Below are 24026 nucleotides of genomic sequence, written 5' to 3'. Positions count from 1 at the left end.
TAAGCCAGTCCTAGAACATATCCAGCAGGCGGCGCAGATAATCCCGCTCCGCCTCTGGGCGCAGCTGATCACCGGTGCGTCGGCGGATTTCGTCCAGCAGATCCTGCGCGCGGCGATAGACGTCTTCACCCTGCAGCATATTGCGGTCTGATCCGATGCGGGCGGAATCGCCCGGCTCACGCCCAAGCGGATCACGTTGGCTGTTCGGATCGGCGCGGCCAAAGGCCTCGCCTTCACCCGCGCCATTCTGTTGCTCGCGTTGTTCTTCGGCCAAGGCTTCGCCAAAGTTGCGCATGCCTTCGCGCAGGGCCTCCATCGCCTCGGCCTGACGGTCCAGCGCGCCGGGCAGATCGCCGCCGCGCAGGGCATCTTCGGCCTCGCGCATGGCGCGGCCCGCACGATCCATCTGCTGACGGCCCGCCTCGCCGCGTTCGCTGCCTTCCCCCGGCAGTTGCCCGCGACCGAGCTGGCCCAGACGGTCGCGCAGTTCCTGCTGGCGTTCGGCCAGACCCTCGCCGCCCTGCCCTTCGCCCGGCTGTTGCCCGCCGGGCTGACCGTCCTGCAGATCGCGGAACGCGTCATCGGACAAGCCCTGCTGATCGCGCAGCGTCTGGCCGAGATCGCGCATGGCCTGGTTGCCCTGGCCTTGCCCTTGACCCTGGCCCTGACCTTCGCCTTGCGCCACCTGCATGTTTTCCATCAGCTGACGGAGCATCTCCATCAGCTCCTGCGCCTCGGCCATGCGGCCTTCTTCCATCAGCTGTTGCAGCTCATCCAGCATCTGCTGCAGCTGGTCGCCCGACATTTCCATGCCCTCCATGTTCTGGGACAGCTGGCTTTCGGGGTTGCGCTGGGATTCTTCGGCAAGCTGCTGCATGTAATCGGCAAGCGCCTGACGCATTTCCTGCATAAGCTGATCAATTTCCTCGGGGCTGGCACCATTTCGGATCGCTTCATCCAGCCGGTCCTGCGCACGCTGAAGGCGTTCCATGGCGCTTGCCAGATCGCCTTCTTCCACCAACAGGGCGATTTCCCACAACTCTGCCGCAATCTCGTCGCGGATATCAGGCGAGAGACTGGCCTTTTCGGCATCCAGTTGGCGCATCACCACCCGCAGGCGCAGATAGGCACGCTGGTTGCGGATGAAATCTTCGGGTTCATGTGTCACCGCTTTCAGAACCTGCGCGGACCGAGCTGCATTTTCGCGTGTCCATAACAGGTCACGCCGCATTTCGATCAGCGCGGCCGCCAGAGGATCAAAGAAGCGTTTGCCCGGAAGGGTCACGTTCAGCGGGGGCGCTTCACCAGACTGGCCCGCCGCATCGGTAGCCGAGAATGTCATGACAACCGGCAGATTGGCAAAAGGGTGCTGCGACAGATCGTCAACCAAGACTTCGGAAAACGCAGCGCGGTCGCCGGTTACCGGCATCGGCAGGTCCAGAACCACAGGCTCTCGGGTCTCCGGCTCGGCCGCCAGGCCGAAGCGGCGATCAATACCCGCCAGATCCAGCGCAATGCTGACCTGCCCGGCAACAACGCCATAATCATCACTGGTGGCAAACCCTTGGCGGAACCGCCCGTCGGCCTCGCGCCCGATCTCGCCCTCGGGGGTGATCGTAGGGGCCTGATCGGGCGTGGCGGTAAAAGCCCAGGCCCGCCCGCCGGGGCCGTCGATTGCAACAGAGCCAGAGGTATTCAGAACAAAATCGCGCGCCACGCTTTGCACGGCATCGGCGGGCGCATCAAGTACACCCGAAACAGTTTCGGTCAGTGTCAGCGCGCCAACCTCGCCATAGAGACGGAACTGCATGCGGGTGCCCACCGGCACCTCCAGCGTTTCTGCGGTCACATCGTTCAGATACAGCGTCGGCTTGCCGGTATAGGCGGGGGGTTGTGCCCAACCTTCCCACGTCGGCCCCGCCGCCAAACCGCCCACTGCGCCGGGGGCAAGCGCTGCCACCGATGTCACCCGCCACAGCGATCCGAACATCAGCGCCATGACAAAAGCGGTCAGCGCCACATAGCGCAACGCAAACGGATCACGCGATGACAGCCGCAGATCAGGCTCCACCGCGCGGGCCTGAGCGGCCCGTGCCGCCATCCGCGCCTGATGCGCGCGCCACACCGCAAGCGAAGCCGCATCGCCCGCGCCAATTGCCTGTACATCGGTCAGCGCGGCAATCGGATTGCCGGGCAGCCGCGAATCAAGCCGCACCAGCGCCTCCGCCCGATGGGGCGCACGAAACGCGCGCAGGCCGTAGCCCAAAGCCACCAGCGCCGCAGCAGATATGACTGCCGCGGCCCCCCAAAGATATTCAATCGAAACATGATCCTGCACCCCGAAGGCCAAGGCCGCCAACACCGCCAGCACCAAGGTCCAAAGCGGCCAGAACGCACGGGTCACCCGCTCCGCCCACAGCCCGAGATGGGTCAGACGCAGCGGCCATGCGATGCGTTTCATCAGGTCATCAGGATCGGAAACCGCCATGCCAGCCTTTCCATCGGCCGGACGGGGTGTCACAGCCATGCAGGGATGGTATCGCGCGAAAGGATTTCGTCAAAGGTCGGACGCGCCCTTATGACAGCGAAGTGATCCCCTTTGACCAGAACCTCGGGAATAAGCGGCCGTGTGTTGTATTCCGAGGCCATGACCGCCCCATACGCCCCGGCGCTGCGAAAGGCGATCAGGTCGCCTTCGGCCAGCGGAGCAAGGCTGCGCTGTTTGGCAAAGGTATCCCCTGTTTCACACACAGGGCCCACCACGTCATATGGCTGCATCTCCTGTGCCGCCGCAGGTTCGATCACAGGCACGATATCATGATGCGCGCCATACATCGACGGGCGCACCAGATCATTCATCGCCGCATCGACGATCAGAAAATCCCGGCCTTCGCCGTTCTTCACATAGACCACCGAAGATACCAGAATCCCTGCATTGCCGGAAATCAGCCGGCCCGGCTCGATCTCGATCTCGCAACCCAGATCTCCGACGGTGCGCTTGATCAGCGCGCCGTAATCGGTCGGCAAAGGCGGAGCTTCATTCGATCTCGCGTAGGGAATGCCCAGCCCACCGCCCAGATCCAGGCGTTCGATGCTGTGGCCTTCGCTGCGCAATCGGCGGGTCAGATCGGCGACCTTGAGGTAGGCCTGCTCGAACGGTTCCAGTTCCGTCAGCTGGCTGCCGATATGCACATCAATGCCGATAACGCGCAGGCCGGGCAGGGCCGCCGCCTCGGCATAGACTTCCGACGCGCGGGCAATCGGAATGCCGAACTTGTTCTCGCTTTTGCCGGTCGCAATCTTTTCATGGGTTTTCGCATCCACATCCGGGTTCACCCGGATGGTGATCGGGGCCAAAACGCCCAGCGACGCCGCCACTTCGGACAGCGCCCGCAGTTCGGGTTCCGATTCCACATTGAACTGCCGGATACCCCCGGTCAGCGCCAGCCGCATTTCTTCCCGCGTCTTGCCGACACCGGAAAACACGATCCGCTCTCCGGGTACGCCCGCCGCACGGGCGCGGCGGTATTCGCCGCCCGACACAACATCCATCCCGGCACCCAGATCGCCCAACAGCTTGAGCACCGCCACGTTCGACAGCGATTTGATGGCAAAGCACACCAGATGTGGCAGCGGGGTCAGCGCCTCGGTGAACAGATGATAGTGCCGGGTCAGCGTCGCTGCCGAATAGCAGTAGAACGGCGTGCCGACCGTGGCTGCAATATCAGCTATCGCCACATCTTCGGCATGCAGCATCCCGTTCTGATACAGAAAATGGTCCATGTGCCCCGCAACCCCGGCTACCCCGCGCGCCAGCACTATCCCCTGCCGCACGCAAATTCAAACGGAACCGTGCAGGCCCCTTGCCGCCCTAGCGTGACCGCAAAAACAGATAGAGCGGCAGGCCACAGCTGACCCCGATGCAGAACGTGGCGGGAACGGCGATCAGGTTGCGCCACGCCTTATGCTGCACCGTCTCGACCAGCACCCAGACCGTCAGCGCAAGCGCGGCTATGGTCAGATCCCAGGTCAGCCCGGTGGTCGAGGCATTGACATACCAGGCGTCAATCAGGCCCGAAAGACCAGTCCCCGTTTCGCGCATATGGCGCACGAACCAGTACATCGGATGCACCGCACCCCAGATGGCCAGTGCCAGATACATCATGCGGATCGGTGTCATCGCCTGCCCTTTCGTGGCCCTGAACAAAGCTAGCGCGCTGCGATGGTCTGGCCAGCGGTCACTGCATCACAACCCCGACCCGCGCGTCGCCGGTCATCGTAACGCCCGGCTGCGGGCGCTCGGGTGCTCCATCAGCCCCGCAGGCTGCCAGCATCGACAGTACGGCAACCATCCCCAAAACACGCCTCATGCCAAAATCTCCTTCCAGCGCGCCACCTGCGCACGAACCTGCTCGGGGGCTGTCCCCCCATAAGACTGCCGCGAGCGCACCGAGTTTTCCACCCCCAGAACATCGAACACATCGGCGCGGATGCCGGCATGCACGCCCTGCATCTGCGCCAGGGTCAGATCGGGCAGATCGCAACCCGCACCTTCGGCCAAGGCGACCAGCGTGCCCGTCACATGATGCGCCTCGCGGAACGGTAGGCCCAATTCCCGCACCAGCCAGTCGGCCAGATCGGTCGCGGTGGAAAAGCCACTCGCCGCCGCCTGCGCCAGCACGGGGCGGTTGGCGGTCATGTCGCCCACCATGCCGGTCATTGCGGCCAGACCCAGCATCAGTGTATCGGCGGCGTCAAACACCTGTTCCTTGTCTTCCTGCATGTCCTTGGAATAGGTCAGCGGCAGGCCCTTCATCACCGTGAACAGTGCCACCGTCGCCCCCAGAATCCGCCCGATCTTGGCGCGCAACAGTTCTGCCGCATCGGGGTTCTTCTTTTGCGGCATGATGCTGCTGCCTGTCGTCCATTTGTCTGACAAACGCACGAAGCGGAACTGCGCCGACGACCAGATCACCAACTCTTCGGCAAAGCGGCTCAGGTGCATCGCACAGATGCTGCTGGCCGCCAGAAACTCCAGCGCGAAATCGCGGTCGCTGACGGAATCGAGGCTGTTGGCCGTGGGCCGGTCAAACCCCAGCGCGCGTGCCGTCATCTGCCGGTCGATCGGAAACCCGGTGCCTGCAAGGGCCGCCGCCCCAAGCGGGCATTCGTTCATCCGCGCCCGCGCATCGGCAAAGCGGGACCTGTCCCGCGCGAACATCTCGACATAGGCCAGCATGTGATGCCCCCAGGTCACAGGCTGCGCGGTCTGCAGATGGGTGAACCCCGGCATCACCCAATCGGCCCCGGCCTCTGCCTGCGCGACAAAGGCGCGCATCAGCGCGGTCAGCCCCTCAATCGCTGCATCACATTGATCCCGCACCCAAAGGCGGAAATCGACGGCCACCTGATCATTGCGGCTGCGCGCCGTGTGCAACCGCCCTGCAGGCGCACCGATCAGCTCTTTCAACCGGTTTTCAACATTCATGTGAATGTCTTCCAGATCGGTGCGAAACGCGAACCCGCCCGTTTCAATCTCTGACAACACGGTGAGCAGGCCTTCCCCGATCGCCTCGGCATCGCTAGGTGTCACGATACCTGTGGCGGCGAGCATCGCCGCATGGGCGCGCGACCCGGCAATATCCTGCGCGTAAAGCCGCTTGTCGAACCCGATCGAGGCGTTGATCGCCGTCATGATCGCGTCTGGCCCTTCGGCGAAGCGCCCGCCCCACATCTGGTTGGCGGTTTTGGGATCTGCGGGTGCGGTCATGGATGCGTCTTTCGGAGGGGTTATGCTGCGGAAATCTCTGGCTGTCCTTTATACGGCCTTGGCGCTTGGTGCAAATCCGGTGGCGGCTGATGTCGCCGCCCTGCGCGATGGCGACATGAAAAAACTGGCGTTTCACTCCGCTCCGGTGACGTTGGCAGAGGTCAGCTTGCTGGATGCAGACGACATGTCGAAATCCATGGCGGATTATCATGGCAAATGGGTTGTTCTGAATTTCTGGGCCACATGGTGCGCGCCATGCCGGCACGAAATGCCCTCGCTGGACCGGCTGCAGGCAGCCCTGCCCGATATTGCGGTGGTCCCGGTCGCCACGGGGCGCAACGCTGTGCCAGGCATCCAGAAATTCTACGCCGAGGCGGACATAACCAACCTGCCTATCCTGCGTGATCCGAAATCAGAGCTGTCGCGCTCTGCCAGTGTGATGGCCCTGCCGGTAACCCTGATCCTGAATCCGCAAGGGCAGGAAGTTGCCCGTCTGATCGGCGATGCAGAGTGGGACAGTGACAGCGCCAAGGCCATTCTGGCGGCCCTGTCAGCGCCCTAGCGGCCAAAGATTTGCGGCCTTTCCCGGACACCTGGCCGCGTCGCAGTCAGACCGGCAGAGATCACAGGTAACTTCGTACCAAAGCCTGTGCGATCAGACTCCAGCCATCCGCCACCACGAAAAACGCCAACTTGAACGGCAGTGAGACAATCGCGGGCGGCACCATCATCATACCCATCGACATCAACACCGCAGCCACCACCAGATCGATGATGAGAAACGGCAAAAACACCAGAAAGCCAATTTCGAACGCCAGTTTGATTTCGCTCAGCATGAAGGCAGGTATCAGCACAGACAGAGGCGCGTCGGGCAAATCGGGTGGCATCGGGCCGGGGCGCAGTTCGGCCAGCTGCGCAAAAGTCTCTGGATCCAGCCGGGCCGCCATGAAGTCGCGGAACGGGGCCATTGCAAGCGTGATGGCGGGTCCGATCTCAAGCTCTTCGCGGCTCAGTGGGCCAAGACCGTTCGTCCAGGCTTCGGTGAACACCGGGTCCATCACATACCACGTCAGGAACAGGGCCAGACTGACAAGCAACATGTTGGGCGGGGCCTGCTGCAACCCGATGGCCTGCCGCAGGATCGACAGTACCGTGACCACAAAGGGAAAGCAGGTCACCATGATCGCCAGCCCTGGCGCGAGGCTGAGCACAGTCAGAAGCAGGATCAGTTGCACAGACCGTGCTGAAAGCGATGGCCCGTCACCAAGGTCAAGCGTCAGTTCCTGTGCCAGGGCAGGCCCAGCCAGCGCAATCAGACCCAAGAGGAGAATGGCGCGCAGGACAGCCATTGTCTGCTTCACAGCCCACCGCGCAGGTTTGCCACTTCGATCAGCCGCACCGCCAGTTGCCCGGCCTGGTCTCCCTCCAGCTCCTGCAGTTCGCCTCGCGCGATCAACCGGTCGCCTATATACAGCTCCACCGGGTCTTCTACCCGCCGGTCGAGCGGCAAAACAGCATCTTGCCCCAGCTTGAGAAGATCGCGCACCAAAGGCCGCGCCTTGCCAACCGAAACCGTGATTTCGATCGGCACCTGTGCAAACGGGTTTGCATCCGTCGGATCAGCCATTGATGTCTTCCTTTTCGGAATATTCAAAAAAATCATGTACGGCTTGGGTGATCCGGACGACCGCATGATCAAGGTCGACACGGTGTTCCGACTGAGGCAGCCGCAGATAGACCTGCCCCTCCCCCAGTGTCGCTTCCTCGACAATCACCAGCGGCACACCTGCGGCCTGTCGTAAAAGCTGCTCCACCGCAGGACGGGAAGCAGGGTTCAGCGTCACATGCAGCGGAGTGTCCGCCAGATCCTCCAGCAGCGGCATGACCGTCTCAAGCACCACAGGAGCCAAGGCCTCTTGGGCAAGCGGAGGAAGCAACCGGGTGCAAAGCTGGGTCAGAAGGGGCTGCACGGATCGCAGGATATGCGCGCGCGCCTCCTGGAAGGTGAAACCCATCTGCTGAAGGTTGTTGGCGAGCTCAGAGCTGATCCGGCTCTGATCATCCTGACTTGCCGCCGTCGCATCTTCCCAGCCTGCCGAATAGCCCGTCTCATAGGCGCGCAGTCGGGCGTCTTCGATGGCCGCGTTGTCCATCACCACGATCTGACTGCCGCCACGCGGCAAGGGCGATTCAAACACTTCCAGCTTGAGCGGTGGCATCAGCTGCGCTCCTCTTCTTTTTCCATCCAGTTGCGCAGAATTTCAACCGATTCACTCTGGCGTTCGTCGATCAGACGACGCAGGCGCGACACAGGGTCGTTCTGCGGTGGCGTGCCGTAGACGCCGGCATCGTCAAAATTGACCATGGGCATGTCGGGCAGATCGAACCCCTCCGAAATCTCGCCGGTCAGCCCCGCGAAACGCTCCGCCTCCGGCGGCCCCGCCAAGGCAAGGGCACCGCCAGCAGCGCCCGGCAGCTCTGAGGGTGCTGCGCGCTGGGTCAGCAACGGACGCAGCACAAAAAGGCCAAGCACCAAAGAGACGATTGCCAGAACCAGAAGCTGAATCACGGACATCAGGTCGATCGGCCCAATCTGCGACAGCAGCCCTGCCTCGGCCAAAACGCCTTCGGCGGGCAGCGGGCTGAACTGCATGGATTTGAGGGTCAGCACATCACCCCGCGCCTCATCCAGCCCGGCGGCAGAGCTGACCAATTCGCGCAGGTCGGCCAATTCGGCCTCGGACCGCGGTTGCCAGCTCACCGTTCCGTCCTCTGCCGTTATCTGCTCGCCGTCCACCAGAACTGCGACGGTCAGCCGACGAATGGCACCGGGTTCGCGCAAAACCTCTCTCTCCGTCTGCGAGACCTCGAAATTCACACGCTCGCGGCTGGTGGTGCTCTGGCTCTCACCCGTGGCCCCGGCGGCACCATCGCCATCTGGCAGGTTGGACGCGACGGTTACACCGGCCTGCCCGTCTTTCGAGCTGTCGCTGCTTTGCTCGGTATCAGACGAAATTGCGACCCGCGCCTGCGGATCAAAGGTCCGCTCCGTGATGGCTTCACGGTCGCGCACAACATCGACCGACACTTCCACAGCGGCCCGTCCGGGCCCCACGCGAGCGGCCAGCAGACGTTCGACATTTTGTTTGATGTCCAACGCCCGCGCATCGCCTGACGAGGCGGCAGTCGCGTCTGCCGGTCCGGCGATCAGACCGGCAACTGAATCAATGACCGAAACATCTTCGGGCTTCAGATTGCCGGTCGCGCTGGCCACCAGATGGCGCAGGGCGTTGGCCTGCTCTGCGGAGAGCGACCCTGAACCAGTGGTCACTGTGATGCTCGCGCTCAGGGTTTGGTCGCGCAGGAAACCACTTCTGTTGCCTTGCGAGATATGCACCCGAGCTGCCTTTATCTGCGGCATTGCCAGAATGGTGCGCGCAAGCTCTCCTTCCTTGGCACGCCAATAGGCCGCGTCGAACATCTGCGAGGTGGTGCCGAAGCCGGTCAGCCCATCAAGCAGTTCATAGCCTGCGCCGCCCGACGCCGGCAGGCCCTGCCCGGCAAGCTGCATGCGCAACCCGTCCCGCAACGCCGAGGGCACGTAGATGGAATCGCCACGCACATCATAGACAACGCCGGCCTGATCAAGGGCTGTGATCACATCCCCCGCCGTCCGGCCATCCAGCCCGGCATAAAGCAGGCTTTGCCCGCCCGATTGACCGATCCGCGCCAGCGCCAGCACCGACAGAAACATCCCGACGGTCGCGGCAACCAGCACGACCCGCTTGGCCAGCGTCAGCCCCTGCCACAAGGTTACGAGATTGTTCACACCAGTCCTCCGTCTAGCAGACCTCCGCCTGCGCTTTCCCTGATCAATGAAGGATGTGCCTTAACAATCGGTTAGTGACCTTTGATCTATTTTGGTCTTTGCCGAACAGAAGCGAGCGCGCGATGACCCAAGCAGATACACCAACCGAAGACCTGCCGAAAAAGAAGGGCAAGCTGCCCCTTCTGATCGGTATGGCTGGGGCGCTCGCGCTCGGAGGCGGAGGATTTTATGCAACCTATTCAGGGCTGCTTCTCGGCCAGTCGAAGACGCATTCCCCCGCGTCCGGCGCGGCAACGACGCTGCCCGATATCGTCTTTGTTCCGGTCGACCCGATCATCATCAGCCTCGGCCCGCAGTCCCGGTCACGCCACCTGCGATTCGCCTCTCAGCTGGAGGTGAGTGCCGCGCATGTCCCCGAGGTTCAGCTGTTGCTGCCCCGCGTTGCGGATGTGCTCAACAGCTACCTGCGCGCCGTTGAACTGGAGCAGCTAGAGGATCCCGCCGCGCTGATGCGTCTCAAGGCACAGATGCTGCGCAGGGTGCAGATCGTAACCGGACAAGACCGGGTGCGGGACCTGCTGATTTCTGAATTTGTCCTGAATTGAAGGGGGCGTCATGAACCTGATTGCTGACTTTCTGATGGCCGCCGGCGCGTTTTCTGTCTCGGTCTACTGTTTGGTCCTGTCCCGTCGGCTTCGGCGATTTACAGCGCTGGAATCTGCGATGGGCGGCGCGATTGCGGTGTTGTCTGCGCAGGTTGACGACATGACGAAAGCCTTGGAACGGGCACGCAGCTCGGCCCAGACCTCCGCCTCCGGACTGGAGGATCAGGTCCGCCGCGCCGAAGCGGCAGCCGCCCGGCTTGATCTGATTCTCGCCTCGATGCACGACCTGCCCGAAGAGGCTTCGGGTCCCGTGCAGGAGCCAACTGAAGACAAGCGCCTGCGAGTCGTGCGCCGTCGACCCGAGCGCACGATGCTGAGGGTTGCAGAATGACGCTGCGCCCCAAACTTGCCGGGCGCGGAACACTGGCATTGCTGGCATTGGTCCTTGCGGCGGCCGGGGCCCTGCGACTGGGCCAAGGCATTGGCACCGCGATGGCGCTGCAGGCGGCCGAAGACCCGGTCGCCAGTACGGAACCGCTGCAATGTCCCGCGCCGCCCGCTGCACTGGCACAGGCGCTGCGCGACCGTGACGCCGCCCTTGCAGCCCGCGAAGCCGCCTTGCAGGACAGGCTTGCCGCCTTGTCCCTTGCAGACTCGGCGCTTACGGCCCGACTGGCGGAGCTTGAGGCTGCCGAGGCGAGTCTCAGGGAGACGCTCGCCATTGCGGATGGGGCCGCCGAAAAAGACCTGCAGCGGCTGACCACGGTTTATGAGGCGATGAAACCCGCCGAGGCTGCTGCGATCTTCGAAACGATGGCGCAAGAATTTGCCGCCGGCTTTCTCGGCCGCATGCGCCCTGATGCCGCCGCCGCAATCCTGGCGGGCATGCAACCGGAAACGGCCTATGCGATCAGCGTCTTGATTGCCGGGCGCAATGCACTTGCCCCGAAAGAATAACCTCAGCCTTTCTTTACGCTTGGCTGCAATGATCACGTCGAACAACAGCAGGATGGGAACCGGATGTTTGGGTTCATTGGCATTGGCGTGATCTTTGTGATGGTGTTTGGCGGCTATATGCTGGCGGGCGGCAAATTGGGGATCATCCTGAAATCGTTGCCCTTTGAAATGATGATGATCGGGGGGGCCGCCATAGGGGCCTTCCTGATTTCCAACGACATCTCTGTGGTCAAGCACACGGCCAAGGATGTCGGCAAGGTCTTCAAAGGCGCGCATTGGAAGCCGTCAGACTACCGTGACCTGCTGTGCCTGCTCTTTGAACTGATCCGCCTCGCCCGGTCCAACCCAGTCGGCCTCGAAGAACATGTCGAAAACCCAGGAACATCGACCATCTTCGGGCGCTATCCGAAAATTCAGAAAGACCACGAGGCCGTCGATCTGATCTGTGACACGTTCCGCGCTGCCTCGATGAATTACGATGACCCGCATCAGGTGGAAGAGGTGCTCGACAAACGGATGGAGGCAACGCAGAACCACGCCCTCCATTCCAGCCATGCGCTGCAATCCATGGCCGATGCTCTGCCCGCCCTGGGGATTGTCGCGGCGGTTCTGGGCGTGATCAAAACAATGGGGTCGATCGATCAACCGCCTGAAATTCTGGGGAAAATGATTGGTGGAGCACTGGTCGGCACCTTTCTGGGCGTGTTTCTGGCCTATGGCATCGTGGGACCGTTTGCCAGTCGTGTGAAGGCCGTGGTGGATGAGGATGCGCATTTCTATCAGCTGATCCGCGAGGTGCTGATTGCCAATCTGCACAATCACCCGGCCAATATCTGCATAGAGGTGGGACGTCAGAACACACCCCATTCCGTGCGCCCCAGCTTCGGTGATCTTGAAGAGGCGCTTCGCGGTCTCAAGCAGGAGGCGGCATGAGGCTGCTGCTGTTGCTCTTCACCCTTTATGCCGGGCAGGTGCAGGCGCAGACATTGGGCGTTTCGGTCAGGACCGGCGATCACGGGGCATTTACCCGCATCGTGCTGACCTTCCCGGCGCGGGTAAACTGGGTTCTGGGGCGAACCTCCGGGGGGTACGGCCTGCGAGTTGCCGGTCCAAGACTCACTTACAACCTGTCGTCGGTGTTCAACCTGATCACCAAGGACAGGCTGCGTTCCATCGGGGTTGACGCAGCCAATGGTGATCTGTTGTTTGGCGTTGATTGCCCTTGCCATGCCATTCCGTTTGAACTGGGCAGCAGGTTTCTTGTGATCGACATCCGGGACGGTGCGCCCCCCCCGAATTCCAGCTTTGAACGTCGCCTTGTCGATGGAACTCTGGCCCCTCCGATCAGCCCTTCACTGCCGATACGGCCCCGCCCTGATAACAGTGGCACCGCGCGCTACGACTGGCTTGCCCGGCCAATGCCGGGTCAGCGATCCCCTTCCACGCTTCCAGCGGAACCCGAGGTGGCCGGGCTGGACAGTGACCTGCGGCTGCAGGATTTCCGCACCATGCTGATTGAAGAAATGGGGCGCGGGGCGACGCAAGGCGTGGTCGAGTTGCAACCGCGGGAACGGCCGGTTGACCCGGTTACAGAAGACACCACCGCTCCTCAGCCGGACAATGCCCGCGCGGCCGTCCTCGAGTTGCCTGGCATAGGCATCACATCGGGGCCAGACTCGCCCCCCGATCTTATGGTGCAGGGCAGCAATTGCCCTGCACCTGCCGAAGTCGATGTCGGATCCTGGGCGGCGACTGAAGACGCCGCACAAGAACTGGCGCGCGCCCGTGCCGCCCTGCTCAGCGAATTTGACGTCCCAGACCGGGAGAGTGTGGTGCAAGCCGTGAACACGCATCTGCATTTTGGCTTTGGCGCCGAGGCACGCCTTCTCCTCTCCAGCTTCCTGCCCGCAGGACAGGACACGGCCTTGCGCATCGGGCTGTCGTATCTTCTGGATGGGGACCAGCCGCCTGCCAACCCGTTTCTCTCTATGCAAAGCTGCGACTCTGCGGCTGCGCTCTGGGCCCTGCTAGCGGCACCTGACGGAGAGATCCTGCCCTATGTCAACGGCCCTGCGATCAGCCGCACCTTTCTGGCTCTGCCCGGCCATCTGCGCACAATGCTTGGGCCAGAGGTGGCGAAGCGACTGCTGAGGTCGGGCGACGCTGCCAATGCCCAGGTGGTCACGCACTCCTTTGCCCGCGCGGCATCGCAGGATGATCCGACGGTCGATCTTCTGATGGCAGACCGTGCCCTGCTTGAAGGCGCGCCCGCAGAGGCGGAGGCCGCCCTGCCCGCGGGCGCGACCGGGGAAACCGCGATGGCGGCTCTTTTCACCCTGGTCGAAGCGCGGTTTCGACAACGGAAACCAGTCGAAGGCAAAGACATTCTATCGCTGGAGGCCTTTTCTTTCGAACATGGCAATGGTCCTCTCCGACCCCGGCTGGACCGCGCCTTGACCCATGGTGCCGCGCTGGGGGGGGATTTTGCGTCGGCTTTCGGTCATGCGGAAGGTTCGCCCGCACTGGAGCAGGATGTCTGGATGCTGATGGGTGAGGTGGGTGCCGAGACACAGCTGTTGCTTCATGCCGTCGGGCTTGACCCGACCCGACGCGATACCCTGCCACTGGCCATCCGCAGCAAACTGGCGGAACGGCTCCTGGACGCCGGGCTACCCAACATCGCGGCGGAATGGGCGCAAAAAGGTGATCTCGACCCTGATCTTGCTGCCAGAATCGCCTTGGCCAATGGCGATGCGCGTGGGGCATTGCAGGCACTGGCACCAACATTGCCTGATGCCGATGCCGATCTTCTGGCTGCCTCTTTCGCGGCCCTGGGCGATTTCGAATCGGCAGCCGACCGTCTGGAAGAGGCCGGGAATGTAGCCGAGGCACAACGTCTGCAGCGCTGGTCGGGCACCTTTACATCCGCGGCAGATGAGGCGGATGGCCTGCAAAACCCGGCACCCGTGGGCGTTTCAGGCTCGGCCGATGCAGAACCGGCAGCAGACCCATGGGCCGCCGTCGCCCGCCTGATTGACCCGGATCAAGCCCTGGCCACTGCCCCCCCCCTGCAGGCGGGCCAGAGGCAACTGGATCAAAGCACCGCCACGCGGCAGGCAATCACTGACCTTTTGGCCATTGCGCCAATCGATCCGGCACCCTGACTCTGCCTGATCACGGATCAGCCTATGCCCTGCCCAGACGGCAAACAAGCCCGGCTCTAGACGCTTTGGGGCACAATGGTTGCAAGCTGGCACCACGCCATCACTGCCGACTCATCCGCCCCTAATGCCGTGGCACACTCACCGGCAAACAGATCAAACCCGGCCCTGTTCTTCTCTGACACCGACGTCAGCACTGGCACGCCCAGCGCCATGGCTTGGGCAATGACCGGCCGAAAGCCCCGGCCCTCGGCCTCTTGCTTGCCGAATTTGTTCAGGATCAGAAGCTGCGGCGGTGCCACCAAAAGCGCTTCAGCGACGCGCCCGACGGCGTCTTCCAGCCCGGCAGCGTCCAGCCGACACCCCTGCGCATGACGGCCCAGGCTTTGGCTGATCCGTACGATGCTGCTATCGGTCAGAACGCGCAGATCCATGACGCAGGGCCGGTCTGGGTCTGTCTCGGTGTTCATCTGGACCACACCGCCCAGGGAAACCCCGGCGACACTCAGTCGCTGGGCCACACGGGCCAAAAGCCGATCGCCCTCTCCCCGCTCTGCAGCAGACACAAATGCCAGCATGTTCACCTGCCCGCCCCGCTTGAAACTCGACGGCCCTGCTTACATGATGCCAGCGATGCGCGAAAGCGCCCGCTGGGGGCAAGACAGATCATGCAAGCGGCCACACCGATTGGCGTCATTCTGGCGGGCGGTCAATCGCAGCGGATGGGAGGCGGCGACAAGGGCCTGCTGATGCTGGATGATCACAGCATCCTGCATCATGTGATCCGCAGGCTGTCGTCTCAGGTGAAAGACATGGCGATCAACGCCAATGGCGATGCTGCGCGCTTTTCCTTCGGCCTTCCGGTGCTGCCAGACCCGATGCCTGGTCATCCCGGACCGTTGGCAGGGGTACTGGCTGCACTGGATTGGGCAGCGGGACTTGGTGCCGACAGGGTTGTGACCGTGGCTGCCGACACGCCGTTCTTTCCAATCAATCTGGTTGCCAGTCTGCAGGCTGCGGCCGGCTCCGCCCGTATCAGTCTTGCCGCCACCGGAGCCGCTGACGCGCCTGACTGGCATCCGGTGTTTGGCCTATGGTCAACCGACCTGCGTCATGACCTGCGCCGAGATCTGTGCGCAGGGCAGCGCAAGGTGATCACATGGGCGATGCAAAACGGAGCACGGCCCGCAGTGTTTGACGCAAGTGAAGACCCGTTTTTCAACATCAACACGCCCGAAGATCTGACATTGGCGCGCGCGCGGATGGGCCGCCGTGATCTTTGATCGCATCGCAATTCTTGACTGGTCCGCCGCCAAAGGGCCAAAGCGCGGCAAGGATTCGATCTGGCTGGCGGAAGCATCGCGCGACGGTTGCATCGCCCGCAACATAACCACCCGGTCGGCCGCTGAAACCGCCCTTGCGACTCTGATGATGGAGAGCCTCGATCAGAACCACCGCCTGCTGCTTGGCGCTGACTTTGCCTTTGGCGCGCCTGTGGGATTCATCCCGCACCTGACGGGACAAGGCTGCGCGCTGTCATGGTGGGCCTGGCTGGCGGACCGGGTGACCGACACGCCCAGAAATGTGAGCAATTACCGCCGGATCGCCGCAGAAATGAACAGTGTCTTCCCCGGGGAGGGCCCGTTCTGGGGCAATAACGAGCGCGTGCCGACCCCCGGACTGCCGCGACTGAAACCCGCCCTCCCGCCGGGCCTGTCGGCGCATCGCGCCACCGATCTGGCCGCACGCAAGCCGGGGTCATCGCCAAAGCCTGTCTGGCAACTGGCAGGGGCGGGGGCCGTTGGCGCGCAGGTGCTGACGGGCCTGCCCGTGCTGAACCGATTGCGGCAGCGCTTTGCAGGGCAGGTCTCGGTCTGGCCGTTCGAGCCGCCCACCACGCCCATCGTTCTGGCCGAGGTTTATCCTTCGCTCTTGGCAGATGCGGTTCAACGCCATTGCGCCACCACCGGCATGGTCGCGGATGAAGCACAGGTGCGCCTGCTGGCCAGCTGTCTGTCCCGTCTTGGCCCCCGGGATATGCGCCAGCTTTTTACCATCCCCCACCCTGTCCCAGAGGAAGGATGGATCATTGGCGCGGGCCAGGCCAGTCTGATGGAACAGGCGCTAATCTGAGCCTTTGCGGATCAGAAACACATGCAGGGCACCCTCCTGATGCGCCGCGAGCAAAGTGTCTCCCGACTGCCTGCAAAAATGCGGCATGTCGATGACAGAAGCAGGATCTGTCGCAAGAACCCTCAGCACCTGTCCGGCCTGCATCGTCTTCAGCCGCTTGCGCGCGCGCAAGACCGGTAACGGACACAAGAGGCCCGCGGCATCGACTTCGATGTCCCAGACCACGCTCAATCCCATCCCATCCGCGCCAGATAACCTTCGATCAGCGGCACGTCGCTGGGGTTGTTCAATTCCCAGAACACTGCACCGGGGGCGGAGACCTCGACCATCCGGATCGGATGGCCGTTTTCCAGAAACCGCAGCTGCTCCAACCCCTCCAGCCCTTCCAGCGGCCCCGGTTCCCAGCTTTGGTAGGCAGCGAGCGCGGCAGGGCGATAGGCATAGACACCGACATGGTGAAACACCGGCACCTTGCCATTCACGATGCCGCGCCCGTTGGTGAAGGGGATCACCTCCTTGGAAAAATAGAGCGCCCGCCCTGCCCGGTCCGCCACCACTGTCGTCGCCCCCACACGCCCGGCGCGGCGGTCCATCAGCAGGTTTTCCACCGTTTCCGGATCGCAGCGCAGGAAGGGGGTCGCCATCCCGCAGTCGGGATCCGCCCGCATCGCATCGATCAGCGCGGTCACGAAATGGGCGGGGGTCAGCGGCGCATCGCCTTGCAGGTTCACCACGATATCCGCGGTGATGCCGGCCGCGGCCACCGCTTCGGCCACCCGTTCGGTGCCGTTGCGGCACTGATCCGAGGTCATGATGACATCGGCCCCGATCCGGCGTGCCTCATCGGCGATGCGGTCATCGTCGGTGGCAACATAGATCGGGATCTTGCCGTCAGACGCCGCACGTCCCGCCATGACCGACCGCTCGATCAGGCTGCGCGCCACGCCCTTGGCCCCGGTCAGGGCCACCAGCGGCTTGCCGGGATAGCGTGTGCTGGCAAACCGCGCCGGAATGATGATGCAGGCGTCCATGGTCAAAGCCCTTTTGCCAGACGGTCAAAGGCACAAAGCGTGCCGATCAGAGATTTCATGTTGTGCAGATGGATCATGTTCGGCCCGTCACTGGGTGCGTTGTCCGGGTCTTCATGCGTTTCGATGAACAGCGCCGATACCCCAACCGCGCAGGCCGCCCGCGCCAGCACCGGTGCAAACTGCCGCTGCCCGCCCGAAGACCCGCCAAGCCCGCCGGGTTGCTGCACCGAATGGGTGGCATCGAACACCACAGGCCAACCGGTTTCTGCCATGGTCGGCAGGCCCCGGAAATCGGTGACCAGCGTGTTGTAACCAAAGGACGTGCCGCGTTCACACAGCATGATCCGCCGGTTGCCCGTGCTTTCCACCTTGGCCGCCACGTTTTTCATATCCCAAGGGGCCAGGAACTGCCCCTTCTTGATATTGATGGCCAGCCCGGTCTCGCCCGCCGCCAACAGCAGGTCGGTCTGGCGGCACAAAAACGCCGGGATCTGCAACACATCCACCGCCTGCGCCGCAATCGCGCAATGCGCCGGCTCGTGCACATCGGTCAGCACCGGCACGCCATATTCGGCACGGATATCCGACAGGATGCGCAAGCCCATCTCCATCCCCAGGCCCCGGTTGGTGCTCAGCGATGACCGGTTCGCCTTGTCATAGCTGGCCTTGAAGATGACCTTCGTGCCCGTGGGCGCACAGGCCTCCAGCAACCCTTCACAGATCATCCGGGCATGGGCCGAGCTTTCCAGCTGGCACGGGCCAGAGATCAGCGCAATCGGCGCGCGTCCCCCGATTGCGATATCGCCGACCGTGACTGTTTGCTGATCCATTTTCGTTCCCTACATCACGCCAATGCGCAAAAGATCATGCAGATGCACAATCCCCACCGGCCGCCCGTCTTCGCAGACAAACAGGACCGAGATTTTCGACTTGTTCACAAGGGCCAGAGCCTCGGCCGCCAGCGTCTGCGGGGCCACGGTCTTTGGCATGCGCGAGGCGATATCGCCCGCCGTACGGTCCAGCAGGCCAACGATATTGCGCCGCAAGTCGCCATCGGTGACCACACCCACCAGCAAGCCTTCGGCATCGACCACCCCGGTCACGCCCATCCCCCCTGCCGTCATCGCCTGCACCACACCTTGCATCGACGTGCCCTCTGGCACCAAGGGCACCGCAGCATGCATCACCTGACGCACCATCGTCAGTTGCGCGCCCAGTTTGCCGCCCGGATGATAGGTGCGGAACTGGTCTGCCTCGAACTGCCGTGCCTCCATCAGCGCCACGGCCAGCGCATCGCCCAGCCCCATCATCAGCGTGGTCGAGGTGGTGGGGGCCATGCCGATGGCACAGGCCTCGGCCAGATCGGGAATGGTCAGCCGGTAATCCGCCGCCCGCATCAGCGTGCTTTCCGGATCACGCGACATGCCGATCAGCGGAATGTCAAAGCGCGCGCAATGCGCGATCAGGTCGCGAAGCTCCGATGTCTCGCCGCTGTTCGACAGAAGGATGCAGATGTCATCGGGCGTCACCATGCCCAGATCACCATGGCTGGCCTCGGCCGGATGCACGAACAGCGAGGGCGTCCCGGTTGAAGCCAGCGTGGCCGCAATCTTGCGGGCCACATGGCCAGACTTGCCGATGCCGGACAGCACGGCACGGCCTTTCAGATCCAGCAGTGCCGCAACTGCGCCGGCGAAATCATCCGGCAGCGCCGCTGCCAGCGTCAGAAGCGCTTCGCCCTCCACGCGCAGCACACGGGTCGCGGCGCGGCAATGCGCCTCGGCAGTCAGTGCAGGCAATATCGTATCAGCCATCGGGCGGGCCTTCCTTGGGTCGCGCCTGTAGTGCCATGCAAGGCGCAGCCTGTCCAGAACCGCCCCTAGTGCTTCAAAAACCAGCGCGCCCCGATCTGCGCGGCAAACACCGCCAGCGCGATCCGCACCACATGATGCGTGGTCACGTAAATCGCACTGATGTTCAGGCTCAGCGCGATCAGGCTCATCTCGGCCAATCCGCCCGGCGCAAAGGCCAAAAACACCGCCGAAACCGGCTGCCCCACCACCGCTTGCAAGCCAAAGGCAAAGCCAAAGGCCAGCGCCATCACCGCTGCGCCGTTCAGCAGCGCCAGCAGCCCGGCCCGTCGCAGCATCGCCCCGGTCACCCCGACGAAGCGCGCGCCCAGACCGGTGCCCAGCACCACCTGCGTCAACGCGATCAACCAGCCCGGCGGCACGCCTTCCACCCAGCCCAGCACATGCGCCAAAGCTGACAAGATCAGCGGCCCCGTGATGATGGCTGCCGGGATCCGGCACAACCGCCCCAGCCAGACGCCCAATCCGCCACAGACCAGCAGCACCAGCACATCGCGCAAGGTCAGCGGCACATCAGCCCCGGTGAGCTGCACCCCGGCAGCAGAGCCCACCGAATGCCCTGTGACCCCCAGAAAGATCAGCGGCACCGCAATGATCGTCAGGATCAGGCGCAAGAACTGCAACACCGTCAGCAGCCGCACATCGGCCCCTGCCTCTTCGCCCAGTTGCACGCTTTCAATCAGCCCACCGGGCAGCGCGCTGAAATAGGCGTCCACACGGGCCAGCCCCCCCAGTCGGAAGATCACATAGCCCAGCCCATGTGCGACCGGCACGAAGACCAGCAGCGCCAGCAGGCTTGGCCCCCAGCCCAAGGCCTCGCGCGCGACCTCCGGCGTGAAGGCCCCGCCGATCGCCACGCCGATCACCGGCACGAATGACATGCGCAGCCGCATGGGCAGCGTGACAGTGCGGCCAAACGGCCGCCAGCCCATCGCCGCCGTCACCCCAACCGCCAGCAGCGACCCCAGCAGATAGCCCAGCGGCAGCCCCAAAGCCGCCGCCAGCACCCCGCCCGCCGCCCCGATCGCCAGCGTCAGGGCCAGCGCCGGGAAGTCCACACCTCTGCTTACCAATGTGGCGGCCTCACATTTGCGGCGGGGGTCTCCCCCGCCCCGGCCTCGCGTTCGGCCTCACGCTCCACCAGCAGACCGACCAGGCGGGTCAGCCGGTCAATTTCCTTGCCCTGCGCCGTCACCACATCTGACAGATCGTCAACCGCCCGCTGCAGATGCGCCACCCGTTCCTCGATTCCGTCAACCCGGTCCACCATCCGCACCCCGTGCCGCTTGCCGCCATCCCCCCCATCCGTTACAGGATGCCCGGCAAAGATCGAAGGGCCAAACCGCCATGTCCGACGCGAAAATCCGCCGACCCCGCGCCGAAACCCCCAAGGGGTTCCGTGATTACTTTGGTGCCGAGGTCACGCAGCGCAAAGCCATGCTGGACAAGATCGCCGAGGTCTATCACCGCTATGGCTTTGATCCGCTGGAAACAAGCGCGGTGGAAACCGTTGAATCGCTTGGAAAATTCCTGCCGGACGTGGACCGCCCGAATGAAGGCGTGTTCGCTTGGCAGGAGGATGAGGCCGACTGGCTGGCCCTGCGCTATGACCTGACAGCGCCCTTGGCCCGCGTCGCCGCACAATACCGCAACGACCTGCCGTCGCCCTATCGCCGCTATGCCATGGGCCCGGTGTGGCGCAACGAAAAGCCCGGACCGGGCCGATTCCGCCAGTTCTATCAATGCGATGCCGATACCGTGGGCGCGCCTTCCGTCGCTGCCGACGCCGAAATCTGCGCCATGCTGGCCGACGCGCTGGAGGCAGCGGGGATCGAGCGTGGCGACTATGTGGTCAAGGTCAACAACCGCAAGGTGCTGAACGGCGTGATGGAGGTGGCGGGCCTGTCGGGCGACGACAAGGAAGCCGAACGCGGCATCGTCCTGCGCGCCATCGACAAGATCGACCGACTGGGGGCCGAGGGCGTGCGGGCGCTGCTGGGCGAGGGCCGGAAGGATGATTCCGGCGACTTCACCAAAGGGGCCGGGCTGTCGGATGCGCAGGCAGACGTGGTGATGGGGTTCACCACGGCAAAACGCGAAACGGGGGCAGACACCGTTGCCCGATTGCGAGACCTCGTGGGCGCGTCGGCCCTTGGCCGCGAAGGCGTCGACGAACTCGAACAGATCGCCGCGCTCCTCGCTGCCCAAGGCTATGGCCCCGACCGCATCGTGATTGACCCCGGCGTCGTGCGCGGCCTGGGTTACTACACCGGCCCGGTCTATGAAGCCGAACTGACTTTCGAAATCCTCGACGAAAAGGGCCGCAAGCGCCAGTTCGGCTCCGTCGCTGGCGGTGGCCGCTACGATGACCTCGTGAAACGCTTCACCGGCCAATCCGTCCCCGCCACCGGCGTTTCCATCGGCGTTGACCGCCTGCTCGCCGCCCTGCATGCAAAGGGCCGGATCAGTGCCGACACCACCGGCCCGGTCGTCGTCACCGTCATGGACCGCGACCGCATGGCCGATTACATGGCCATGGTCGGCGAGTTGCGGGCCGCCGGCATCCGCGCCGAAACCTATCTCGGCAACCCGAAGAACTTCGGCAACCAGCTCAAATACGCCGACAAGCGCAACGCCCCCATCGCCATCATCCAAGGCGGGAACGAGGCCGACGCGAGCACGGTCATCCTCAAAGACCTGATCCTCGGCGCAAAAATCGCGCAGAACGCCACGCTGGAGGAATGGAAAGACCGCCCCGCACAGGTGGAAGTCCCACGCAGCGACCTTGTCGCCGCCGTGCGCCGGATGCTGGACCAGAACTGATGCGCAGGCCCGGGCAGGAACGCAGCCTTTCCGACCGTCTGGCGGCCTGGTTCACCGAACAGGGGGCCACGCTGGTCGAGGCCGATATCCTGCTGCCCGCCGAAACCCTGCTGGACCTTTATGGCGAGGATATCCGCGCCCGCGCCTATGTGACGCTTGATCCGCTGCGGGGCGAAATGATGCTGCGCCCCGACTTTACCGTGCCCGTGGTGCAGCAACACATGGCAGACGGGGCCGACCCCGCCACCTATGCCTATTCCGGCCCGGTGTTTCGCAAGCAGACCCACGCGGGCGACCGCCCGTCCGAATATCATCAGGCCGGGATCGAGATTTTCCGCCGCGATCAGCCGGAACAGTCCGACGCCCGGGTCTTTGCGCTTATCGCACAGGTGCTGGCCGATCACGGCCTGATGGTGCGGCCGGTGACCGGGGATATCGGCATTCTGATGGCCGCCGTGCGTGGCCTTGCCACCACCGAGCGGCGCAAACAGGCCTTGCTGCGCCACATCTGGCGACCCCGGCGCTTCCGCGCCCTGCTTGACCGGTTTTCCGGTCGCGCACCGCTGCCCGAGGCGCGCGCACAATTGCTTCACCGTCTGGCGCAAGGCACCCCCGCCGCGCTGATCGCGCAGGCGGGTACCTTCACCGGCCTGCGGTCCGAGTCCGAGATCGCCGCCCGCGTGCAGGCGCTGACCGAAGACGCGCAGACCCCGCCGCTGAACGCGCCCGAAGCCGCGCTGCTTTATGATCTGCTGTCGCTGCAAGCGCCGTCACGCGCAGCCCTGCTTCACCTGCGCGGCATCGCGCCGATGCTGCCCGCCATCATCCCGGCGGTAGACAGGTTCGCCACGCGCCTTGATGCCTTGGAGCTTCAGGGCATCGACGTCGAGGCCCTGCCGTTTGAGGCAAGCCATGGCCGCAGCACGCTGGAATATTACGACGGTTTTGTCTTCAGCTTCCACGCCAGCGACCCCGGCCTGCCCCCGGTGGCCAGCGGCGGGCGGTATGATGCCTTGACGGCCGTCCTGGGCCAGGGAAGGTCCATCCCTGCCGTTGGCGGCGTGATCCGCGCCGGGGTGATGGCCCGCCTGATGGAGAGCCAGACATGATCAAGATCGGCGTGCCGTCCAAGGGTCGGCTTATGGAGAAAACCTTCGACTGGTTCGGCGCGCGGGGCGTCACACTGCGCCTGTCTGGGGCGGAACGCGAATACGCAGGCAAGGTCGATGGCATCGACGGTGTGGAACTTGTGCTGCTGTCGGCGGGTGAGATCCCGCGCGAACTGGCCGCCGGGCGCATTCACCTGGGCGTCACCGGCTCTGATCTGGTGCGCGAGAAACTGGCCGACTGGCCGTCACAGGTGGCGGAACTGGCCCCTTTGGGCTTTGGCCATGCCGATCTGATCATCGCCGTCCCGGTCGCCTGGATCGACGTGGATACGCTGGATGATCTGGACGCCGCCGCTGCCGCCTTCCGCCGCACCCACGGCTTTCGCCTGCGCATCGCCACCAAGTACCACCGGCTGGTCCGCGATTTCCTGACCACCCATGGCGTCGCCGATTACCAGCTGGTCGACTCGCAGGGTGCGACCGAAGGCACGGTCAAGAACCTCACGGCCGAGGCGATTGCCGACATCACCTCCTCGGGCGAGACCCTGCGTGCCAACCATCTCAAGGTGCTGTCTGACGCGGCGATCCATTCCAGTCAGGCTGTGCTGTTCCTGTCGCATAAGGCAGAGTGGACCGCGCAGAGCAGCGCAACGCTGGATGCCCTCGCAACAAAACTGCACATCACGGTGCCGAAAACCTGACCTTGCCGGGGTTTCGAAACCGCTGTGTACTGCGTT

At 63.8% G+C, this 24026-nt stretch carries 27 protein-coding genes; 11 read left to right on the top strand and 16 right to left on the bottom strand.

Translation table 11 applies throughout. The annotated features are described in order from the left end of the window. Positions 1-10 precede the first annotated feature (10 nt). The 5 genes from CXR43_RS01175 to argH all read right to left on the bottom strand — a co-directional run bounded on the left by CXR43_RS01175 (position 11) and on the right by argH (position 5770). Positions 11-2488, bottom strand: coding sequence for a DUF4175 domain-containing protein (locus CXR43_RS01175; protein ID WP_103332747.1), 2478 nt, complete (start codon positions 2486-2488; stop codon positions 11-13). A gap of 29 nt (positions 2489-2517) precedes the next feature. Next, the gene (lysA, locus tag CXR43_RS01170; RefSeq protein WP_103332218.1) at positions 2518-3783 is read right to left on the bottom strand and encodes a diaminopimelate decarboxylase; all 1266 of its coding nucleotides are present in this window, start codon (positions 3781-3783) and stop codon (positions 2518-2520) included. An 88-nt stretch (positions 3784-3871) separates the two neighbouring features. Beyond that, complete coding sequence (locus tag CXR43_RS01165) at positions 3872-4180, bottom strand: DUF2834 domain-containing protein (protein ID WP_103332217.1); 309 nt, start codon at positions 4178-4180, stop codon at positions 3872-3874. 58 nt (positions 4181-4238) lie between these two features. Next, the gene (locus CXR43_RS18150; protein ID WP_267134627.1) at positions 4239-4370 is read right to left on the bottom strand and encodes a hypothetical protein; all 132 of its coding nucleotides are present in this window, start codon (positions 4368-4370) and stop codon (positions 4239-4241) included. Continuing rightward, the gene (gene argH / locus CXR43_RS01160) at positions 4367-5770 is read right to left on the bottom strand and encodes an argininosuccinate lyase (protein ID WP_103332216.1); all 1404 of its coding nucleotides are present in this window, start codon (positions 5768-5770) and stop codon (positions 4367-4369) included. Before argH ends, CXR43_RS18150 begins: the two co-directional genes overlap by 4 nt. A 22-nt stretch (positions 5771-5792) precedes the next feature. Between argH and CXR43_RS01155 the strand changes: the two genes are divergently transcribed. Further along, complete coding sequence (locus CXR43_RS01155; RefSeq protein WP_103332215.1) at positions 5793-6332, top strand: TlpA family protein disulfide reductase; 540 nt, start codon at positions 5793-5795, stop codon at positions 6330-6332. 61 nt (positions 6333-6393) lie between these two features. On the opposite strand, the gene fliP is transcribed toward CXR43_RS01155, so the two are convergent. From fliP to fliF, 4 genes are read right to left on the bottom strand one after another with little or no spacing between them, the layout of a single operon-like run. Further along, complete coding sequence (gene fliP / locus CXR43_RS01150; protein ID WP_103332214.1) at positions 6394-7119, bottom strand: flagellar type III secretion system pore protein FliP; 726 nt, start codon at positions 7117-7119, stop codon at positions 6394-6396. 8 nt (positions 7120-7127) lie between these two features. Beyond that, the gene (locus CXR43_RS01145) at positions 7128-7397 is read right to left on the bottom strand and encodes a FliM/FliN family flagellar motor switch protein (RefSeq protein WP_103332213.1); all 270 of its coding nucleotides are present in this window, start codon (positions 7395-7397) and stop codon (positions 7128-7130) included. Next, positions 7390-7989: a FliH/SctL family protein gene (locus CXR43_RS01140; protein WP_103332212.1), complete on the bottom strand. Its 600-nt coding sequence runs from the start codon at positions 7987-7989 to the stop codon at positions 7390-7392. Before CXR43_RS01140 ends, CXR43_RS01145 begins: the two co-directional genes overlap by 8 nt. Then, positions 7989-9599 (bottom strand): flagellar basal-body MS-ring/collar protein FliF, encoded by a 1611-nt coding sequence (gene fliF / locus CXR43_RS01135; protein WP_103332211.1) that lies wholly within the window; start codon positions 9597-9599, stop codon positions 7989-7991. The genes CXR43_RS01140 and fliF overlap by 1 nt, the downstream gene beginning before the upstream one ends. A 122-nt stretch (positions 9600-9721) precedes the next feature. On the opposite strand from fliF, the gene CXR43_RS01130 reads away from it, so the two are divergent. From CXR43_RS01130 to CXR43_RS01110, 5 genes are all read left to right on the top strand, one after another. Then, positions 9722-10204, top strand: coding sequence for a flagellar basal body-associated FliL family protein (locus tag CXR43_RS01130; RefSeq protein WP_103332210.1), 483 nt, complete (start codon positions 9722-9724; stop codon positions 10202-10204). Positions 10205-10214: 10 nt separating this feature from the next. Then, on the top strand, positions 10215-10595 hold the full coding sequence (locus CXR43_RS01125; RefSeq protein ID WP_103332209.1) for a DUF6468 domain-containing protein: 381 nt from the start codon (positions 10215-10217) through the stop codon (positions 10593-10595). After that, positions 10592-11161, top strand: a complete 570-nt coding sequence (locus CXR43_RS01120) for a MotE family protein (protein WP_103332208.1) — start codon at positions 10592-10594, stop codon at positions 11159-11161. The genes CXR43_RS01125 and CXR43_RS01120 overlap by 4 nt, the downstream gene beginning before the upstream one ends. 63 nt (positions 11162-11224) lie before the next feature. Continuing rightward, positions 11225-12094 carry a flagellar motor stator protein MotA gene (gene motA, locus CXR43_RS01115; RefSeq protein ID WP_103332207.1) on the top strand — a complete coding sequence of 290 codons (870 nt, stop codon included), beginning with the start codon at positions 11225-11227 and terminating at the stop codon, positions 12092-12094. Beyond that, on the top strand, positions 12091-14325 hold the full coding sequence (locus CXR43_RS01110; protein WP_103332206.1) for a hypothetical protein: 2235 nt from the start codon (positions 12091-12093) through the stop codon (positions 14323-14325). Before motA ends, CXR43_RS01110 begins: the two co-directional genes overlap by 4 nt. Before the next feature lie 56 nt (positions 14326-14381). On the opposite strand, the gene CXR43_RS01105 is transcribed toward CXR43_RS01110, so the two are convergent. Continuing rightward, positions 14382-14900 carry a DUF2478 domain-containing protein gene (locus CXR43_RS01105; protein ID WP_103332205.1) on the bottom strand — a complete coding sequence of 173 codons (519 nt, stop codon included), beginning with the start codon at positions 14898-14900 and terminating at the stop codon, positions 14382-14384. Between the two features lie 90 nt (positions 14901-14990). Between CXR43_RS01105 and mobA the strand changes: the two genes are divergently transcribed. Further along, a complete protein-coding gene (mobA, locus tag CXR43_RS01100) occupies positions 14991-15605 on the top strand; it encodes a molybdenum cofactor guanylyltransferase MobA (protein WP_103332204.1) in 615 nt (204 codons plus the stop codon). Then, positions 15595-16455 (top strand): molybdopterin guanine dinucleotide synthesis, encoded by an 861-nt coding sequence (locus CXR43_RS01095; RefSeq protein WP_103332203.1) that lies wholly within the window; start codon positions 15595-15597, stop codon positions 16453-16455. The genes mobA and CXR43_RS01095 overlap by 11 nt, the downstream gene beginning before the upstream one ends. Here the strand turns inward: CXR43_RS01095 and CXR43_RS01090 are convergent. The 6 genes from CXR43_RS01090 to CXR43_RS01065 all read right to left on the bottom strand — a co-directional run bounded on the left by CXR43_RS01090 (position 16447) and on the right by CXR43_RS01065 (position 20627). After that, on the bottom strand, positions 16447-16692 hold the full coding sequence (locus tag CXR43_RS01090) for a sulfurtransferase TusA family protein (RefSeq protein ID WP_354000997.1): 246 nt from the start codon (positions 16690-16692) through the stop codon (positions 16447-16449). The genes CXR43_RS01095 and CXR43_RS01090 overlap by 9 nt on opposite strands. After that, complete coding sequence (locus tag CXR43_RS01085) at positions 16683-17486, bottom strand: 3-deoxy-manno-octulosonate cytidylyltransferase (protein WP_103332201.1); 804 nt, start codon at positions 17484-17486, stop codon at positions 16683-16685. Before CXR43_RS01085 ends, CXR43_RS01090 begins: the two co-directional genes overlap by 10 nt. Before the next feature lie 2 nt (positions 17487-17488). Continuing rightward, positions 17489-18316: a 3-deoxy-8-phosphooctulonate synthase gene (gene kdsA / locus CXR43_RS01080; protein WP_103332200.1), complete on the bottom strand. Its 828-nt coding sequence runs from the start codon at positions 18314-18316 to the stop codon at positions 17489-17491. Between the two features lie 9 nt (positions 18317-18325). After that, positions 18326-19300 (bottom strand): KpsF/GutQ family sugar-phosphate isomerase, encoded by a 975-nt coding sequence (locus CXR43_RS01075; RefSeq protein WP_103332199.1) that lies wholly within the window; start codon positions 19298-19300, stop codon positions 18326-18328. A 65-nt stretch (positions 19301-19365) separates the two neighbouring features. Continuing rightward, positions 19366-20415 (bottom strand): AbrB family transcriptional regulator, encoded by a 1050-nt coding sequence (locus CXR43_RS01070; protein ID WP_103332198.1) that lies wholly within the window; start codon positions 20413-20415, stop codon positions 19366-19368. An 8-nt stretch (positions 20416-20423) separates the two neighbouring features. Then, positions 20424-20627 carry a SlyX family protein gene (locus CXR43_RS01065; RefSeq protein WP_103332197.1) on the bottom strand — a complete coding sequence of 68 codons (204 nt, stop codon included), beginning with the start codon at positions 20625-20627 and terminating at the stop codon, positions 20424-20426. A 77-nt stretch (positions 20628-20704) separates the two neighbouring features. Here CXR43_RS01065 and hisS point away from each other — a divergent pair, with 77 nt between their 5' ends. Genes hisS through hisG form a run of 3 tightly spaced genes read left to right on the top strand, consistent with a single transcriptional unit; the run spans position 20705 to position 23990 of the window. After that, on the top strand, positions 20705-22180 hold the full coding sequence (gene hisS, locus CXR43_RS01060) for a histidine--tRNA ligase (RefSeq protein ID WP_103332196.1): 1476 nt from the start codon (positions 20705-20707) through the stop codon (positions 22178-22180). Next, positions 22180-23289, top strand: a complete 1110-nt coding sequence (locus CXR43_RS01055; RefSeq protein WP_103332195.1) for an ATP phosphoribosyltransferase regulatory subunit — start codon at positions 22180-22182, stop codon at positions 23287-23289. The genes hisS and CXR43_RS01055 overlap by 1 nt, the downstream gene beginning before the upstream one ends. Then, entirely contained in the window at positions 23286-23990 is a 705-nt protein-coding gene (gene hisG / locus CXR43_RS01050; protein ID WP_103332194.1) for an ATP phosphoribosyltransferase, read from the top strand. Before CXR43_RS01055 ends, hisG begins: the two co-directional genes overlap by 4 nt. Positions 23991-24026: the final 36 nt, after the last annotated feature.

Origin of the sequence: Pseudotabrizicola formosa, from assembly GCF_002900965.1 — a bacterium.
GTDB lineage: Bacteria > Pseudomonadota > Alphaproteobacteria > Rhodobacterales > Rhodobacteraceae > Pseudotabrizicola > Pseudotabrizicola formosa.
The sequence above is the reverse complement of the archived record's forward strand: the minus strand, read 5'-3'. Positions and strand labels throughout refer to the sequence as shown.